The following is a 15,277-nucleotide window of genomic DNA, read 5'->3' as shown; positions in this document are numbered from 1 at the left end:
ATAAAAACATAAATATACTCAAGATCTTGCCGATATCTATCTGTCGATGTATGGACGCTTGTACGCGTTTAGCTTGGCGAAAAGAGTCTTACTCGTTAGAATGCCACACTAAGATGGTCATGCTACAACAATGCGATCGCTTTAGTAATTTTGACTAATACTTATCGTTCAATAGGTGATTTGTAGTGAAAAACTCCCAATCTCGATGGATTCAGCTAGCGCTTTTGCTATTAAGTTTAAGCCTAACATCACAGGTATTTGCTTGGTCTGACACTGACCGAGATGGAGTGCCAGATATCAAAGATGCCTGTCCTAACACAGAGCCAAATACACCTGTTATGGCTAATGGTTGTGTGGAAGAAGCCGCTGTGGAAATGACTGCATCACCAGTTTGCGATATGAGTCATTCAAATGCTGAGTTAAACACAGATTGTCATAATATTTCTGCAGCTATGGTGTATTTTGAATTTGCCATTGCCAAGGTTGACTTTTCTCAATGGAAAACTTTAGCCTTAGTAAAAGCATTCTTAGAAACAAATGATGCTGAATTAACCTTAGTAGGCCACACAGATATCGTTGGTACACCAGAGTTTAATTATCAACTATCACTTCAACGGGCTCAAAATGTAAAACGTATTTTGGTTGAAGATTATGGCTTTAATCCAAATCGCTTTACCGTAATAGGTAAAGGTATATCTGAACCTGTAGCGGACAACCGTTCTAGCGAAGGGCGCAGTTTAAATCGACGAGTAGAATTTATCGTCAATAATAAATAGTTTTTGTTAGCGTATATTTAGGGAGTTATTCAATGGAAAACCTCGAAGGTTTATTAAAGCAAGCACCAGATCTGATTGTGACTTATGGCTTAAAAACATTATTCGCCATTATCATCTTCTTTGTTGGTAAATACTTTGCGGGCGTAGCACAGAAGCTTGTTCGTAAATTACTTAACAGCCGTAAAGTTGATCCGACAGTCGTTTCATTTGTCGCTAACCTCGCTTGGGCAGTGGTATTTGTTTTCGCGGTTATTGCTACGTTAGGCCAAATTGGCGTACAAACCGCATCACTGGTAGCCGTTATCGGTGCTGCAGGTTTAGCAATAGGCTTAGCGCTACAAGGTTCTCTGTCTAATTTTGCATCGGGTGTGTTAATGGTGTTATTCCGCCCTTGCCGCGTAGGTGACTATATTGAAGCTGCAGGTATCGCCGGCACTGTTGATGAAATAACCATATTCTCAACCAAGCTTCGCACTCCTGATAATAAAGTTATCGTAGCGCCAAACTCATCTATCATGAATGGCACTATCACTAACTACTCAGCAATGGATAGTCGTCGTATCGATTTAGTGATTGGTGTATCTTATTCCGCTGATATCGCACTCACTAAAAAAGTATTGACCGATATTTTAGATAACAACCAGTATGTGTTAAAAGATCCAGCATATACAGTTGGACTTTCTGAATTGGCTAGCTCTTCAATCAATTTCGTGGTTCGTCCTTGGGTAAAAACATCTGATTATTGGACTGCACGTTTCCAACTGCTTGAGCAAATAAAAAATGCATTAGACGCTGCAGATATCGGTATTCCATTTCCACAAATGGATATCCATGTCAAAGAATTGCCACTAAGCAAATAACAATTAGTGGATAAAAAAGGTCGGTAATTACCGACCTTTTTTTATGGTTCTACGCATCATTTTAGCGTACCTTAATGGACAGATATTAGCGAAGGCACAGATATTCATGTGTGAGGAAATCCAATGCAAAAATATGTTTCATTTTTAGCCGCAAGCTGTATTTATAGCCTAGTTCTGATGAGCCCCAATACACTCGCCAGTGAGAAAACACAGGTTTTAATGGGTGAAAAAACAGTCACCTTAGAAGGGAAAAGACCAAAATTGTCGCAAATGGCGCCAGGGTTTAAAGTCGTTGATGAGCATTTCACGCCAGTGATGCTAAGTGATTTTAAGGGTAAAACTGTACTGATAAGTGCCGTGCCAAGCCTAGATACAGGTGTTTGCGCACTGCAGACGAAGCGCTTCAACAGCGAAGTTGGCCATTTTTCCGATGACGTCATCATGCTAACAATCAGTACCGATTTACCCTTCGCACAAAAGCGTTTCTGTAAAGTGGAAAACGTAGATAAAATCAAAGTGCTATCAGATAGCGTGTGGCGTGATTTTGGTGAAAAGTATGGTTTGTTAATTCAAGATTACGGCTTGCTGGCTAGAGCCATTTTCATCATAGATGCAGAAGGTAAGCTCCAATACCAAGAGTTAGTACCAAACATCACAGAGCATCCTAACTATGATGCTGCCCTTGAAGCCTTGAAAACCCTTCAAGCCCAGCAGTAATTCACAGCTAAAAACAGGGCAGCCTTAGCTGCCCTTTTGTTTAACGGTTCTATTTCTACGATTTGGTTTTACGATTTAATGTGTATGCTGATCGCCACTGGATTGGTAGTCAAAGGTTGGCATAGACCAATGATATCGCAGCGCCAACATCCGTAAGCTAAAACCAACGCTTAAACAAATAACCAGATTAATCCATTCCGTTAACTGATAGGCTTTTAAGACGATATACAAGCCTGCCGTCAGTAGTGAAATCACCGCATAGAGTTCTTTCTTAAAAATCAAAGGCACTTGGTTACACAGAATATCGCGGATAACGCCACCAAAGACACCTGTGACCAATCCCATGACTACGGCAATTGTTGGGCTAAATCCCAGCATTAACGTCTTTTGTGCGCCCACGATGGAGAATACGGCTAAGCCTAAGGCATCAATAGCCAAAAATAACTTAGACAGATAACGCATCACAGGGGCGATAGCGACAGTGAGCAAAGAAGCGAATGCAATCGCAATAAGGTAATGCACATGCTCAACCCAAATTAAGGGGTAATTTCCGAGCATCATATCCCTTAGTGTGCCGCCACCAATTGCCGTTGCGCAGCCAATGATCACCACACCAAACAAATCCATCTGCTTGCGGCCAGCCGCCAGAGCGCCCGTCATCGCCTCAGCAATAATCCCAATCAGCCAAAGTAATCCAATAATCTGCGTCTCATGCATCTTTGCTACTACCAACAACTCAAAGAATTGATTCTGCCTGATAACCTCTCAGTTCTATAATGATTTTATTTTGAATTCATCATTAGAAAAATTAATTCATCATCTTATTAATAATCTGATGCTGATTCCTATAACTTTATTAAGTTACAGGATAAATATTATACAAAATAGCTAGTTACAAAAATGTTACCTCCTCATTTTCATCTATGAAAATAGAATTTTTAATAAGTATTAATAACGTAAATCCAATCAGATGATAAATAACTGCAGATCATCTAATACCGTAGACAAAAAACATAAAAATCAACCACAAAAAAAGCGGCCCTTAGGCCGCTTAATGTTCATTCAAACTGAATCAGAACTACTTAGTGTCAGGCTTAGGTGGATAATTTGCCATTACACTGCCCACTGCTTGATTGATGATCTGTACTCTTTCTTCTGGGGTATTTTTGTCGCGAATGGTATCGGCAACAGAACCACGCCAGATCAGTTTAGTGGTTTTATTATCAACCAAATCAATAATCAGGGTACCGACTTCATATTCTCTTACTGTGGTTTGGGTCTGCATATTGCCGCCCCAACCCCATCCTGGACCATAGTATGGGTTGTAGCCAAAATTACTATTGAAGGTATCAACATTAATCTTCTTATCAACTTTAGTCAGATAATTAACAAGTACATCAGCATCTTTTGCATCAACTAATGTCATCCCCTTACTCGCTAACTGGCTATTCACCGCTTCTCTGACCCGTTGGTCCATCAAGCCATCCAAATGATATCCAGCAGAATCCGTTTTCTGAGCAACCCAAGCATAGGTTTTATATTGGGTAAAATTGGCGCTAGGATCAAAATCCCAACCTGACTTCATCGAACTACAGGCACTGAGTGCCAACACAGCTAATGCTACAAAAATATTTTTCATCTTAATTTCCTCAGATGTTCGACCCGAACAAAGACAAGTATCAGAGATATGAATTTAGCTTACAGAGCAATAGCCTAATCTACAACTCAATTGATTAAAAAGCAGCATCTCATTCAGCTTGACTTCAGCAAAGCCAAAGATGATAATGATTATCAATTGAGATTTAAGGGAGGTATTGAAATGTACTGGTTTATTAGCGCGTTTATGGTTGCATCTGCCATTTTTTTCCTTGCACCAGAAAAAATTTCTCTCGAAGCGAATAACGCCAAAATAAAACGTCACTTGCCTACCAGTTTACTGATATTACCCCTCCTAGTCCTTGGCTGGTTGGTTATTGATACCATTGCTAATGGCACTAACTATGCCACAGTCGCCGCATTTGGTTTTGTTACAACAGCCTGCTTAATTGCATTACCTAAGTTACATAAATTTATTATGCCCAGTGCATTACTCACCGCTGTGGCGCTGATAGCCATGGTATTCATGCGAATGAATTGATCCTGAGCTTTAAGCTTACTTTTCAAAAATATGCTTACTTCCCTGCAAAGAGTTAGCATTTTGTATTGGCCACTTAAGGAGAATCCTCAAGTGGTCTTTTTTTACCTCCCAGAACCTCTGCAAATTTGATAAACTGAGTCGGTATAAGTCACCTTCTAATATCAATGAATGAAACCGATGAAAGCAGATCCTAATGTATCCTTAGTGTACAGTACCGACAAAGGTCGTATAAATGCAGAGCCCGCCACTAAAGCGATTCCGGAATCCGATGGCATAGTCAGGATCCATAGAGACAGTAAAGGCCGCAAAGGTAAAGGCGTTTCGATTATCTCTGGGTTAGGTCTCGATGAAGCAGCGTTAAAAGCAATGGCTCAAACCCTTAAGAAACAATGTGGTTGTGGTGGTACGGTTAAAGATTTCACTATTGAAGTCCAAACGGACAACCGCGAGCAATTAAAGCTATTACTTGAGAAACAAAACTACAAAGTTAAATTAGCTGGCGGTTAATCTCGCCCGACTTAGCAATATAGCAGCAAGCTAGATCAACTTAGCCACATCAAACGGAGTAGTTTAATGGAGAGTTTGCAGAACCATTTCTTAATTGCGATGCCCTCACTACACGGTACGTTTTTTGAACGCTCAGTCATTTATATCTGTGAACATGATGCCAAAGGCGCCATGGGGCTGGTGATCAATAAACCGCTCGGTATCGAAGTTAATTCGCTATTAGAACAAATGGATTTGCCGGCAGAGCAAGTCTCCGCGGATTTAGTGCTCAATGCCAATGTCATGATGGGCGGCCCCGTCTCCCAAGATCGCGGCTTTGTGCTGCATACCTCTCAGCCCTATTGGGCCAATAGCACAGATCTGGGTTGTGGTTTAATGCTAACCACTTCACGTGATGTGTTAACCGCGATTGGAAGCAACAGATCGCCCGAGAAGTTCCTCGTCGCCTTAGGTTATGCAGGGTGGAGTAAAGATCAGCTCGAACAAGAGCTTGCCGATAATTCTTGGCTCACAATTCCAGCAACGAATGCGCTCTTGTTTGACATTAAACACGAAGACCGTTGGCCACAGGCCAGCCGTGCTCTCGGATTTGATGCTTGGCAAGTTTCAGCTCAAGCGGGTCACGCTTAAGTCTATTTATTAATATAAGTCAACACACTATGAATTCGAAAACCGTATTAGGCTTTGATTTTGGCACTAAGAGCATTGGTGTCGCTATAGGCCAAGAGATCACTGCCAGCGCCACACCGTTATTATCACTCAAGGCCGTCGATGGGATCCCAAATTGGGATCAGATAGGCGACTTAATCAAGGAGTGGCAACCCGACTTAGTCGTCGTTGGCCTGCCCTTAAACATGGATGGCACAGAGCAAGATATGACCCACAGGGCGCGTAAATTTGCTAATCGCATCAATGCTAAGTTCAAAGTCAAAATAGCCACTCAAGATGAGCGATTAACTACCACTGATGCTAAGGCCAGATTATTCGAATTGGGCGGGTTTAAGGCACTGACCAAAGGTCAAGTCGATGCGGTGTCTGCCGTCCTTATCATCGAAAGCTACTTCGAAAATAACTTCAGCAAGTAATGCCACAATAAATAAAACTACAATAAAAAGAAAAGGATAAGTTGCCTTATCCTTTTAGTTTGATGTTTAACCCGATAAATTACCGGATCAAAAATGTGGCTTCACTAAGTTGGCCATCATAGTAATGTGCGCATCATCATCATTTAATGCAGCAATATAGCGGAACTTCTCACCACCCGCCTCGGCAAAGAGATGACCATTCTCACCAACAATTTCTTCCAGCGTTTCTAAACAATCGGCGCTAAAAGCTGGGCAGACGATAGCGATATCACGCACGCCTTGTTGCGGCAACGCTTTCAAAGTCGCATCCGTATAAGGTTGTAGCCATTTGGCTTTACCGAAACGCGATTGAAATGTCATCACAAACTCATCTTTACCTAACCCAAGCTTTTCGGTAACCAGTCGAGTCGTTTTCATACAGAAGCAGTAATACGGATCGCCTAAATGCAAATTACGCTCAGGCATACCATGGTAAGACAACACCAATTTTTGCGGTTTACCATGGGCTTCAAAATCAGCCGTGATCGAATTGGCTAAAGCATTAATAAAATCAGCATTATCATGATAAGTATTAATAAAATGCAGTGCTGGAATATAGCGCCACTTGGACAACTCAGCCGCGATCGCATCAAAAGCAGAACCCGTAGTTGGCGCCGCATATTGGGGATACAGAGGTAACACCACGATTTTATCTATGCCATTTTGATGCATAGTTTGCAAGGTGCTAGCAACCGACGGACAGCCATAACGCATTGCTAAATGCACAGAAACATCATAGTTATCAGCTTTAAGCTTATTCGCTAACTTTGCCGTTTGACGCAAACTAATGTCCATTAACGGTGAACCTGCCGCAGTCCATACCTTTTGGTATAATGCTGCCGATTTTGCTGGCCGTACCCGCAAAATAATCCCGTGTAAAATCAACATCCACACTAGCTTAGGAATTTCGACGACTCGGGGATCCGCTAAAAACTCTGCAAGATAACGTCTAACAGCAGATGCTGTGGGTTCATCTGGAGTACCTAAATTCAACAACAACACGCCTACTTTGCCGCGCTGCCCGTGTCCAACTTCTTTGGATAAGCCTGAAAATTTAGCCAAAACAGCCTCTTAATTAATAAATATTCGTAAGATTAAAGTACAGATTCTATCGCTTGCTTAAGCTCTTCACTATCTGGCTTCACTTTAGAATTGAACTGTTGCACAACCGCACCATCACCGCTGACGACATACTTATAAAAATTCCACTTAGGCGCACCGGTTTTTTCGGCTAAGTATTTGAAGACACTATTAGCGTCACTACCACGTACTGGCGATGTCGACAGCATAGTAAAGGTGACACCGTAATTGATGTAACACACCTTAGCCGTATCTTTCTCATCATTTTCTTCTTGGAAAAAATCATCCGATGGGAAACCAATGACCACTAAGCCTTTATCTTTGTAGTTTTCATGCAATTTTTCGAGCGCTTTAAACTGCGGGGTGTAACCACAGTTACTGGCCGTGTTAACAATCAACACTGGTTTTCCCTGAGTCAATTCACACAGATTAACTGTCTCTTCAGAATGTAATTTTCGTACTTCAAGGTTCAGATACTCGGGACAAGTGGCCGCCATAGCGCCAACACTCATCAAGCTCGCTGTCATAGCGAATATCATGGGTAATTTTTTCATTGCTTTCTCCTTTACCAGTACATTACGCAAACGCACAAGGTAAAGATCATATTGAATTAAAAAATAAAAGCTATGGTTAACGACTGCATAGCGATGAAGTAAAACCGATTGAGCTGAACGAAAATCTAACTACACCAACAAAAAGCAGCCCATAAAGAGCTGCCTAACCCAGAACCTGACTATCGCGTTAGTCCATGTCTAAGGTGACACCTTCCATAAAACCTGAGCCCGTGGATTCTTTATTCTGCAATTTAATCATCAAACGTAAATCGTTTGGTGAATCAGCATGGTGCAGCGCATCGGCGTAACTAATCTCGCCATCGACATAAAGTTTCAGCAAGGCCTGATCGAACGTCTGCATACCCTGCTCGTTGGATTTTGCCATGGTTTCTTTGAGTAAATGCAGCTCGTTCTTCGCAATTAAACTCGCCACCCTTGGGGTGTTAATCAATACTTCAATCGCGGCGCGACGCCCTGTGCCATCAACTTTAGGTATCAATTGCTGTGCCACAATACCGCGTAAATTCAATGATAAATCGAACAATAACTGTTGGTGTTTACTCTCAGGCACGAGATGCATAATCCGGTCTAACGCTTGGTTGGCGTTGTTGGCATGCAAGGTTGCCATACAAAGGTGACCCGTTTCTGCAAATGACAGCGCAAACTCCATCGTCTCTTGGGTACGGATTTCACCAATCAAGATCACATCGGGAGCTTGGCGAAGGGAGCTTTTTAGCGCCGCATCGAAAGATTCAGTATCTATGCCCACTTCACGCTGGGTGATAATGCTTTTTCTGTGGTCATGAACGAATTCAACCGGATCTTCAATAGTCAAAATATGCCCACGGGCATGACCATTGCGATAACCCACCAAGGCCGCCAAGGACGTTGACTTACCCGTTCCCGTTCCGCCTACCATAATGATGAGGCCACGTTTACTCATCACCAGATCTTTTAAAATAGGCGGCAATTTTAAATCATCGACATCAGGGATTTTAGTCTCAATACGGCGCATCACGCAGCCAGGCGATTCACGCTGCCAAAAAGCGCTCACCCGAAAACGACCTAAATCCTTTGCCGCAAAAGCGAAGTTACACTCACGAGTGGAATGAAACTCTTGCTTCTGCGCCTCTGTCATTAACGACTCAACAAAATCCAGTGATTGTGCTGGTGTAAACGCACTTTCTGCCAAGGGACGCAATTCACCGTCAATCTTGGCACTCGGCGGAAAACCCGCTGTGATGAACAAGTCGGAGGCTTTGCGTTCCACTATCACTTTTAAAAACGGACGAACATCCATCATAAATCCTTAAAATGTCGCTTGTTTATTCGAACTCTTCGCCATTGCATCTTCACGGGTGATAAGACCGCGATTGACTAAGTTCTGTAAACATTGCTCTAAGGTCTGCATTCCATGGGCCATACCTGTTTGAATTGCCGAATACATCTGCGCCACTTTGTCTTCACGAATTAAATTGCGGATAGCGGGCGTGCCCATCATGATTTCATGGGCGGCGACACGGCCTCCTCCCACCTTTTTAATCAGGGTTTGCGAAATAACCGCTTGCAGCGATTCAGACAACATAGTGCGCACCATGTCTTTTTCACCGGCGGGGAATACGTCGACCACACGGTCAATCGTTTTCGCGGCAGAAGTAGTATGCAAGGTACCAAACACTAAGTGGCCTGTTTCAGCGGCGGTCATCGCCAAACGAATGGTCTCAAGGTCACGCATCTCACCGACTAAAATCACGTCTGGGTCTTCACGTAGTGCGCTTCTAAGCGCCGCATTAAAGCTGTGGGTATGGCGGTGAACTTCACGTTGGTTAATCAAACATTGCTTATTTTGGTGAACGAATTCGATAGGATCTTCAATGGTTAAGATATGATCATGTCGATTTTCATTCACGTAATCCACCATGGCGGCAAGTGTGGTACTCTTACCCGACCCCGTAGGTCCAGTCACTAGGACTAATCCGCGAGGGAAACTGGCAATTTTTTTAAAAATTTCCGGCGCACCTAATTGCTCAAGTGACAAAATGTCACTTGGAATGGTACGAAACACAGCCGCTGCACCACGGGATTGATTGAATGCGTTAACACGAAAGCGTGCAAGATTAGGGACTTCGAACGAGAAATCGATTTCTAAATGTTCTTCGTAGTCCTTGCGCTGCTTATCATTCATTATGTCGTACACTAAGCTGTGTACACCTTGATGATCGAGCGCGGGCAGGTTAATTTTTCTCACTTCACCGTCAACACGGATCATGGGAGATATCCCTGCAGAAAGGTGTAGATCCGAGGCTTTGTGTTTTACACTAAATGCCAATAACTCAGTGATTTCCATCGTTTGGGATATCCTTGCAACTAGATAATTACATCATGACAACAATAGCAGACAGACTCGCAATCGCCCAGCGCAGGATCACACAAGCAGCGCAAAAATGTGCCCGCCACCCCAGCAGTATTCGCTTACTTGCCGTCAGCAAGACTAAACCTATTGAAGACATTATAGCAGCCTACCAAGCGGGTCAGCGTTGCTTTGGCGAAAACTATGTCCAAGAAGGCGCTGAAAAAATTACTGCGCTCAAGGGGGATTTCCCGGACATAGAATGGCATTTTATCGGCCCACTCCAATCCAATAAAACCAGCATAGTCGCCCAGCATTTCGATTGGATGCATACCGTTTCACGCGACAAAATTGCCCTACGTCTCAATGAGCAACGTCCGGCCGAATTGGCGCCATTAAACGTCTGTATTCAAATTAATATCAGTGCTGAAGACACAAAATCTGGCATAGATGCGGCTCAAATGCTGCCACTGGCCGAACTGATAGCTCAGCTACCTAACTTAGCTCTGAGAGGCCTAATGGCAATTCCAACGGCTACCGCAGATACAGAGTTACAGCTTAAAGAGTTTTCCATGTTAAACAATCTATTTCAAGAACTTAAAACGCATTATCCCGCTGTAGATACGCTTTCAATGGGGATGAGTAATGACCTAGATACAGCGATTAGCTGCGGTTCAACTATGGTGCGTATTGGCAGTGCCATTTTTGGTGAGCGCAATTACGCTGCGTAAAATCCACGTTCGGCATTTAGTTAGAGGTCAGTTTAACCTTGTTTTTAGCACTTTATGCCCAAATACTGTATTTAAGAACACCGAACATTAACGATTTAAGAGCAATTAGCGAGAGTCGATAATCAGGCTCAGTCATTCAAATGACTAACCGTTTTATCATCTTAATTTAAGGTGAAGATGTTACAAGTTAACGGTTAACACACTGAAGAGAATCAAATGGATCAACAGAAAATCTGCTTTATCGGTGCCGGCAATATGACGCGCAGCATCATCAGTGGCTTAGTCAATAGTGGCTATCCAGCTCAACTCATCCAAGCGACTAATCCCAGCCAAGGTAAACTCAATGCACTAAAAGACGATTTTGGGATTTTGGTTTCTCAGGATAATTTAGCCGCGGCGCAAGCTGCCGATGTCATAGTACTTTCGGTAAAGCCACAATTGATGCAACAAGTTTGTGAAGCATTACAGACAGTCGAGCTGTCGAATAAGTTAGTCATCACTATCGCTGCGGGCATTAAAGCAAAGCGATATACCGACTATCTAGCACAAGACATCAAGCTTATCCGCGCCATGCCAAATACGCCGATGCAAATTAGTGTTGGTATGACTGGCCTCTATGCGCCTCAAAGCATTACTACCGAGCAGAAAGCCATTTGCGATCGTTTGATGTCAAGCGGCGGCGAAATTGTGTGGGTAAATGAAGAGTCAGATTTAGATCAAGTGATTGCACTATCGGGCAGTTCACCGGCTTATTTCTTTTTGCTAATGGAGTCTATGATAGATGCAGGCAAAGAAATGGGAATGGATGAAACAAAAGCCAGAAGTTTAGTGCAGCAAGCTGCGCTTGGCGCTGCTATGATGGCAAAGCAAAACCCACAACTGACCTTAGGTAATTTAAGGGAGAATGTCACCTCAAAGGGCGGCACCACCGCACAGGCGCTGGCGACATTTGAAGCTGCGGATATGCGCGGATTAGTAAAAAAAGCCATGGAAAACTGTATTAATCGTGCAGAAGAAATGGCTAAAACATTTTGATCCACTAACACGTTTTTATATCGAACTTTAATAGGTAGAAATCTCGATGAATGCATTTACCTTTTTAATCACCACTCTATTCGATCTCTATTTGATGGTGGTGATTTTGCGGATTTGGTTACAACTGGCAAGGGCAGATTTTTACAATCCTTTTAGCCAATTTATTGTTAAAGCAACCCACCCGCTCATCGCACCAATGCGCCGTATTTTGCCTTCCTTAGGGCGATTTGATACCGCATCTTTCGTCCTCGCATTATTGGTTGTGATAGCCAAGCTGCTACTAATTAGCCTCATTGCGGGCGGTGGCATAGACATACTGTTATTTTTGCTGTTTGCCGTTGTATCTGTGGTCAAAAAAGCAGGGGTACTGCTATTTTGGATGCTATTAATACGCGCAATCTTAAGCTGGTTTAACCAAGGCTATAATCCAATTGTAATGATCATGGGTCAGTTAACTGAACCCGTATTAGCACCAATACGTCGTATCATACCGCCAATTGGTGGTTTAGATTTATCCGTAATGCTGGTCATTATTGGTATGAATTTCCTCAATATGTTACTTGCTCAATATATCCCTTATTGGGCTGTGATCTAATGAGTGCAGTGACTTTGCAGCAAGGTGACTTGCTGCTTAATCTCTACATTCAGCCTAAGGCTAGCCGAGATCAAATTGTAGGATTGCACGGTGATGAGCTAAAAGTAGCCATCACTGCGCCGCCTATTGATGGCAAAGCGAATGCCCATTTAAGCAAGTACTTAGCAAAAGCTTTTAAAGTGCCAAAGAGCGACATTCACATAATAAAAGGTGAACTTGGCCGACATAAACAAATCCGCATTATTGACCCTAAGATCATCCCAAGTGTCATTACTGAACTGATGGGGCAAGATAGTGAAAAGTAATTCAGTTGAAAGATCAATCAGTTAAAGAATCGTACAACTGAAAACGAATTAATCCTTTGAATGCTATTAATTTATTGAAAAAAATAGTCACAGTGGCCCTATAATCCAACATTCCCTAATATGAGGTATCCCATCATGTTCCGTAATCTTCTCGCTGTATTAGCCCTCACGGCCAGCCTTTGCGGTGTTGCAAATGCCGAGCAAAAAGAAACTGTCGGCAATTTTGATATTCATTACATGGCACTTGGCAGTACATTTTTAACGCCTAGCATAGCCAAATCCTATGGCATTAAGCGCAGTAACTACACTGGCATTATCAATATTGCCGTATTAGATATTAGCGAAGCGAATAAGCCCGCAGTACCCGTTGAAATTACTGGAGTTGCTAATAATTTGTTAGATGCGCGAATCAATCTAACGTTTAAAGAGATCCGCGAAGGTGATGCGATTTATTACATTGCCGAAGTACCCTACCGCGATGATCAGGAAATCAACTTCAATATCGCAATTAAATATGGCAATCAACTGAACACGAACTTACAGTTCAAGCAAAAATTCTACGTTGAATAAACCTATTTTATACCTTTGTTGGCGTTGCTTTCCTGTTGCGCCAACCCCTTTCCCTGTCCTTTGCTATTGAGCTTGGGTATCATAGTGCCAACGCACGTCGCCCCATTTATGATAGGTATTCCATGCAACAAATCGTCCTCGCCAGCGGTAATAAAGGCAAACTCGCTGAATTCGATCAAATGCTCGCAAGCTACGGTGTCACTGTACTGCCGCAGAGCCAGTTTAATGTCAGCGAAGTAGCAGAAACGGGTACCACTTTTGTAGAGAATGCCATTATCAAAGCAAGGTATGCCGCCGAAATCACCGGACTTGCGGCCATTGCCGATGATTCGGGTTTAGAAGTGGATTTACTCCAAGGCGCTCCAGGCATTTATTCAGCACGTTACGCAGGCGAAAATGCCAAAGATCAAGACAACGTATTGAAACTACTTGAGACGTTAAAAGACCAGCCAGCACCTCGCGGGGCAAGATTCCAATGCGTACTGGTATATATGCGCCATGCGAAAGACCCTACCCCGATTATTTGCCAAGCCTCATGGGAAGGCCAAATCGACTTTAGCCAACGCGGCGCCAATGGCCATGGTTACGATCCGATTTTTATCCCTGAAAATTATCAATGTAGCGCGGCAGAGCTGAGCAGCAACGAGAAAAATGCCTTAAGTCATCGTGGTAAAGCTCTAGTGCAACTCATCGCCGCCATGCAAGCCCAAGGCGTATTAACAGGCGGGAATGCACAATAATGTCGTCAACTGCCATGACTACTACGATGAAGCTCGAACTGCCACCACTCAGTCTGTATATCCATATTCCCTGGTGCGTACAAAAGTGTCCCTATTGTGACTTTAATTCCCATGGCCAAAATGGCGAACTGCCACAGGAAGCTTATGTTGCTGCGCTATTGGAAGACTTACGCCAAGATTTACATCTCGTCCAAGGGCGGCAGATCCATACCATCTTTATCGGTGGCGGCACGCCATCCTTATTCGATGCTTTGCAAATCAAACGCATACTCGATGGTGCCAATGCGCTAATCCCCTTTAGTGACAATATCGAAATCACTATGGAAGCTAACCCTGGCACTTTAGAACACGATGACTTTAGTGCTTATCGTGCAGCGGGCGTCACTCGTTTATCTATTGGTGTGCAGAGCTTTTCTAAGGATAAACTCAACTTACTCGGACGTATTCACGATCAAAACGAGGCACAAGTCGCCGCTCAAAAAGCCAGCCAAGCGGGATACTTGAGTTTTAACCTCGATTTAATGCATGGATTACCGAACCAAAGTTTTGCTGAAGCCATGGCTGATATCGACACGGCAGCGGCGCTGAATCCGCCCCATCTGTCTTGGTATCAGTTAACGATTGAGCCCAACACCCTATTCCACTCAAAACCGCCGCAGCTGCCCGATGACGAAGCGCTCTGGCATATCTATGAGCAAGGTCAACAAAAGTTGGCCGCATTAGGGTATGAGCAGTACGAAATATCCGCCTATGCAAAACCTGGTTACCAATGTAGGCACAATCTCAACTACTGGCAGTTTGGTGATTATCTAGGCATAGGCTGTGGCGCACACGGCAAAGTGACGCTGCCAGAAGAAAACCGCATCATACGCACGGTAAAAATTAAACATCCCAAGGGATATCTGAGTGCCAGCAACTACACCTTCGAATCGATTGAAGTTGCAGAGGAAGACCGCGCGCTCGAATATTTAATGAATCGCCTGCGCCTGATGACACCTATCCCTAAGCAAGAATTTGAACTGCGTACCGGACAACACAGAGACACATTGACCGAAGGAATGGAAAAAGCCAAACAACGCGGTTTACTCACAGAATCCGCTGAACATTGGCAATTAACCAGTAAAGGTCATATGTTTGTTAATGATTTACTGACACAATTCTGCTGAGTTATTAGCTAAAATATCTATATAAATAAT

20 protein-coding genes are annotated in these 15,277 nt (G+C 43.3%); 14 read left to right on the top strand and 6 right to left on the bottom strand.

Features of this window, described 5'->3' with window-relative positions:
* Window positions 1–185 precede the first annotated feature (185 nt).
* From HQQ92_RS05180 to tpx, 3 genes are all read left to right on the top strand, one after another.
* Window positions 186–776 (top strand): OmpA family protein, encoded by a 591-nt coding sequence (locus tag HQQ92_RS05180; protein WP_028761272.1) that lies wholly within the window; start codon window positions 186–188, stop codon window positions 774–776.
* Window positions 777–808: 32 nt separating this feature from the next.
* Entirely contained in the window at window positions 809–1,636 is an 828-nt protein-coding gene (locus HQQ92_RS05175; protein ID WP_028761273.1) for a mechanosensitive ion channel family protein, read from the top strand.
* A gap of 123 nt (window positions 1,637–1,759) precedes the next feature.
* Complete coding sequence (gene tpx, locus HQQ92_RS05170; RefSeq protein WP_105251878.1) at window positions 1,760–2,353, top strand: thiol peroxidase; 594 nt, start codon at window positions 1,760–1,762, stop codon at window positions 2,351–2,353.
* Between the two features lie 75 nt (window positions 2,354–2,428).
* Here the strand turns inward: tpx and HQQ92_RS05165 are convergent, their stop codons facing one another.
* Together HQQ92_RS05165 and HQQ92_RS05160 are read right to left on the bottom strand one after the other, a co-directional pair.
* A complete protein-coding gene (locus HQQ92_RS05165) occupies window positions 2,429–3,070 on the bottom strand; it encodes a trimeric intracellular cation channel family protein (protein WP_028761275.1) in 642 nt (213 codons plus the stop codon).
* A gap of 361 nt (window positions 3,071–3,431) precedes the next feature.
* A complete protein-coding gene (locus HQQ92_RS05160; RefSeq protein WP_028761276.1) occupies window positions 3,432–3,992 on the bottom strand; it encodes a DUF4136 domain-containing protein in 561 nt (186 codons plus the stop codon).
* 180 nt (window positions 3,993–4,172) lie between these two features.
* On the opposite strand from HQQ92_RS05160, the gene HQQ92_RS05155 reads away from it, so the two are divergent.
* The 4 genes from HQQ92_RS05155 to ruvX all read left to right on the top strand — a co-directional run bounded on the left by HQQ92_RS05155 (window position 4,173) and on the right by ruvX (window position 6,082).
* Entirely contained in the window at window positions 4,173–4,490 is a 318-nt protein-coding gene (locus HQQ92_RS05155) for a hypothetical protein (RefSeq protein ID WP_105253083.1), read from the top strand.
* A gap of 177 nt (window positions 4,491–4,667) precedes the next feature.
* Window positions 4,668–4,997 (top strand): stress response translation initiation inhibitor YciH, encoded by a 330-nt coding sequence (gene yciH, locus HQQ92_RS05150; protein WP_028761277.1) that lies wholly within the window; start codon window positions 4,668–4,670, stop codon window positions 4,995–4,997.
* A 66-nt stretch (window positions 4,998–5,063) separates the two neighbouring features.
* Complete coding sequence (locus tag HQQ92_RS05145; RefSeq protein WP_173243658.1) at window positions 5,064–5,627, top strand: YqgE/AlgH family protein; 564 nt, start codon at window positions 5,064–5,066, stop codon at window positions 5,625–5,627.
* Window positions 5,628–5,656: 29 nt separating this feature from the next.
* A complete protein-coding gene (gene ruvX, locus HQQ92_RS05140; protein WP_028761279.1) occupies window positions 5,657–6,082 on the top strand; it encodes a Holliday junction resolvase RuvX in 426 nt (141 codons plus the stop codon).
* Window positions 6,083–6,169: 87 nt separating this feature from the next.
* Here the strand turns inward: ruvX and hemH are convergent, their stop codons facing one another.
* From hemH to HQQ92_RS05120, 4 genes are all read right to left on the bottom strand, one after another.
* Window positions 6,170–7,183, bottom strand: coding sequence for a ferrochelatase (gene hemH, locus HQQ92_RS05135; RefSeq protein WP_173243655.1), 1,014 nt, complete (start codon window positions 7,181–7,183; stop codon window positions 6,170–6,172).
* 32 nt (window positions 7,184–7,215) lie between these two features.
* Entirely contained in the window at window positions 7,216–7,755 is a 540-nt protein-coding gene (locus HQQ92_RS05130) for a glutathione peroxidase (RefSeq protein ID WP_173243652.1), read from the bottom strand.
* Window positions 7,756–7,942: 187 nt separating this feature from the next.
* On the bottom strand, window positions 7,943–9,055 hold the full coding sequence (locus tag HQQ92_RS05125; RefSeq protein WP_028761282.1) for a PilT/PilU family type 4a pilus ATPase: 1,113 nt from the start codon (window positions 9,053–9,055) through the stop codon (window positions 7,943–7,945).
* 9 nt (window positions 9,056–9,064) lie between these two features.
* The gene (locus tag HQQ92_RS05120; RefSeq protein ID WP_006082517.1) at window positions 9,065–10,102 is read right to left on the bottom strand and encodes a type IV pilus twitching motility protein PilT; all 1,038 of its coding nucleotides are present in this window, start codon (window positions 10,100–10,102) and stop codon (window positions 9,065–9,067) included.
* A gap of 35 nt (window positions 10,103–10,137) precedes the next feature.
* On the opposite strand from HQQ92_RS05120, the gene HQQ92_RS05115 reads away from it, so the two are divergent.
* The 7 genes from HQQ92_RS05115 to hemW all read left to right on the top strand — a co-directional run bounded on the left by HQQ92_RS05115 (window position 10,138) and on the right by hemW (window position 15,247).
* Window positions 10,138–10,836, top strand: a complete 699-nt coding sequence (locus tag HQQ92_RS05115) for a YggS family pyridoxal phosphate-dependent enzyme (protein ID WP_028761283.1) — start codon at window positions 10,138–10,140, stop codon at window positions 10,834–10,836.
* A gap of 216 nt (window positions 10,837–11,052) precedes the next feature.
* A complete protein-coding gene (gene proC, locus HQQ92_RS05110) occupies window positions 11,053–11,871 on the top strand; it encodes a pyrroline-5-carboxylate reductase (protein ID WP_173243648.1) in 819 nt (272 codons plus the stop codon).
* 46 nt (window positions 11,872–11,917) lie between these two features.
* Window positions 11,918–12,466, top strand: coding sequence for a YggT family protein (locus tag HQQ92_RS05105; protein ID WP_105251874.1), 549 nt, complete (start codon window positions 11,918–11,920; stop codon window positions 12,464–12,466).
* Window positions 12,466–12,771, top strand: a complete 306-nt coding sequence (gene yggU / locus HQQ92_RS05100; protein WP_028761286.1) for a DUF167 family protein YggU — start codon at window positions 12,466–12,468, stop codon at window positions 12,769–12,771. The genes HQQ92_RS05105 and yggU overlap by 1 nt, the downstream gene beginning before the upstream one ends.
* Before the next feature lie 135 nt (window positions 12,772–12,906).
* Window positions 12,907–13,341 (top strand): DUF4426 domain-containing protein, encoded by a 435-nt coding sequence (locus HQQ92_RS05095; protein WP_105251872.1) that lies wholly within the window; start codon window positions 12,907–12,909, stop codon window positions 13,339–13,341.
* 122 nt (window positions 13,342–13,463) lie between these two features.
* On the top strand, window positions 13,464–14,081 hold the full coding sequence (rdgB, locus tag HQQ92_RS05090) for an RdgB/HAM1 family non-canonical purine NTP pyrophosphatase (protein WP_173243644.1): 618 nt from the start codon (window positions 13,464–13,466) through the stop codon (window positions 14,079–14,081).
* Window positions 14,081–15,247, top strand: coding sequence for a radical SAM family heme chaperone HemW (gene hemW, locus HQQ92_RS05085; RefSeq protein ID WP_173243641.1), 1,167 nt, complete (start codon window positions 14,081–14,083; stop codon window positions 15,245–15,247). The genes rdgB and hemW overlap by 1 nt, the downstream gene beginning before the upstream one ends.
* Window positions 15,248–15,277 lie beyond the last annotated feature (30 nt).

Origin of the sequence: Shewanella sp. DC2-4, from assembly GCF_013248875.1 — a bacterium.
Taxonomy (GTDB): domain Bacteria; phylum Pseudomonadota; class Gammaproteobacteria; order Enterobacterales; family Shewanellaceae; genus Shewanella; species Shewanella oncorhynchi.
Note: the sequence above shows the minus strand (reverse complement) of the source record. Positions and strands in the feature narration are given on the sequence as shown.

Coding starts and splice junctions, on each gene's coding strand:
- ruvX (WP_028761279.1), top strand. CDS start 5,657: ATGAATTCGAAAACCGTATTAGGCTTTGATTTTGGCACTAAGAGCATT.
- HQQ92_RS05115 (WP_028761283.1), top strand. CDS start 10,138: ATGACAACAATAGCAGACAGACTCGCAATCGCCCAGCGCAGGATCACA.
- HQQ92_RS05120 (WP_006082517.1), bottom strand. CDS start 10,102: ATGGAAATCACTGAGTTATTGGCATTTAGTGTAAAACACAAAGCCTCG.
- tpx (WP_105251878.1), top strand. CDS start 1,760: ATGCAAAAATATGTTTCATTTTTAGCCGCAAGCTGTATTTATAGCCTA.
- HQQ92_RS05130 (WP_173243652.1), bottom strand. CDS start 7,755: ATGAAAAAATTACCCATGATATTCGCTATGACAGCGAGCTTGATGAGT.
- HQQ92_RS05095 (WP_105251872.1), top strand. CDS start 12,907: ATGTTCCGTAATCTTCTCGCTGTATTAGCCCTCACGGCCAGCCTTTGC.
- HQQ92_RS05165 (WP_028761275.1), bottom strand. CDS start 3,070: ATGCATGAGACGCAGATTATTGGATTACTTTGGCTGATTGGGATTATT.
- HQQ92_RS05145 (WP_173243658.1), top strand. CDS start 5,064: ATGGAGAGTTTGCAGAACCATTTCTTAATTGCGATGCCCTCACTACAC.
- HQQ92_RS05105 (WP_105251874.1), top strand. CDS start 11,918: ATGAATGCATTTACCTTTTTAATCACCACTCTATTCGATCTCTATTTG.
- HQQ92_RS05155 (WP_105253083.1), top strand. CDS start 4,173: ATGTACTGGTTTATTAGCGCGTTTATGGTTGCATCTGCCATTTTTTTC.
- HQQ92_RS05160 (WP_028761276.1), bottom strand. CDS start 3,992: ATGAAAAATATTTTTGTAGCATTAGCTGTGTTGGCACTCAGTGCCTGT.
- HQQ92_RS05125 (WP_028761282.1), bottom strand. CDS start 9,055: ATGGATGTTCGTCCGTTTTTAAAAGTGATAGTGGAACGCAAAGCCTCC.
- yciH (WP_028761277.1), top strand. CDS start 4,668: ATGAAAGCAGATCCTAATGTATCCTTAGTGTACAGTACCGACAAAGGT.
- hemW (WP_173243641.1), top strand. CDS start 14,081: ATGTCGTCAACTGCCATGACTACTACGATGAAGCTCGAACTGCCACCA.
- rdgB (WP_173243644.1), top strand. CDS start 13,464: ATGCAACAAATCGTCCTCGCCAGCGGTAATAAAGGCAAACTCGCTGAA.
- yggU (WP_028761286.1), top strand. CDS start 12,466: ATGAGTGCAGTGACTTTGCAGCAAGGTGACTTGCTGCTTAATCTCTAC.
- HQQ92_RS05175 (WP_028761273.1), top strand. CDS start 809: ATGGAAAACCTCGAAGGTTTATTAAAGCAAGCACCAGATCTGATTGTG.
- proC (WP_173243648.1), top strand. CDS start 11,053: ATGGATCAACAGAAAATCTGCTTTATCGGTGCCGGCAATATGACGCGC.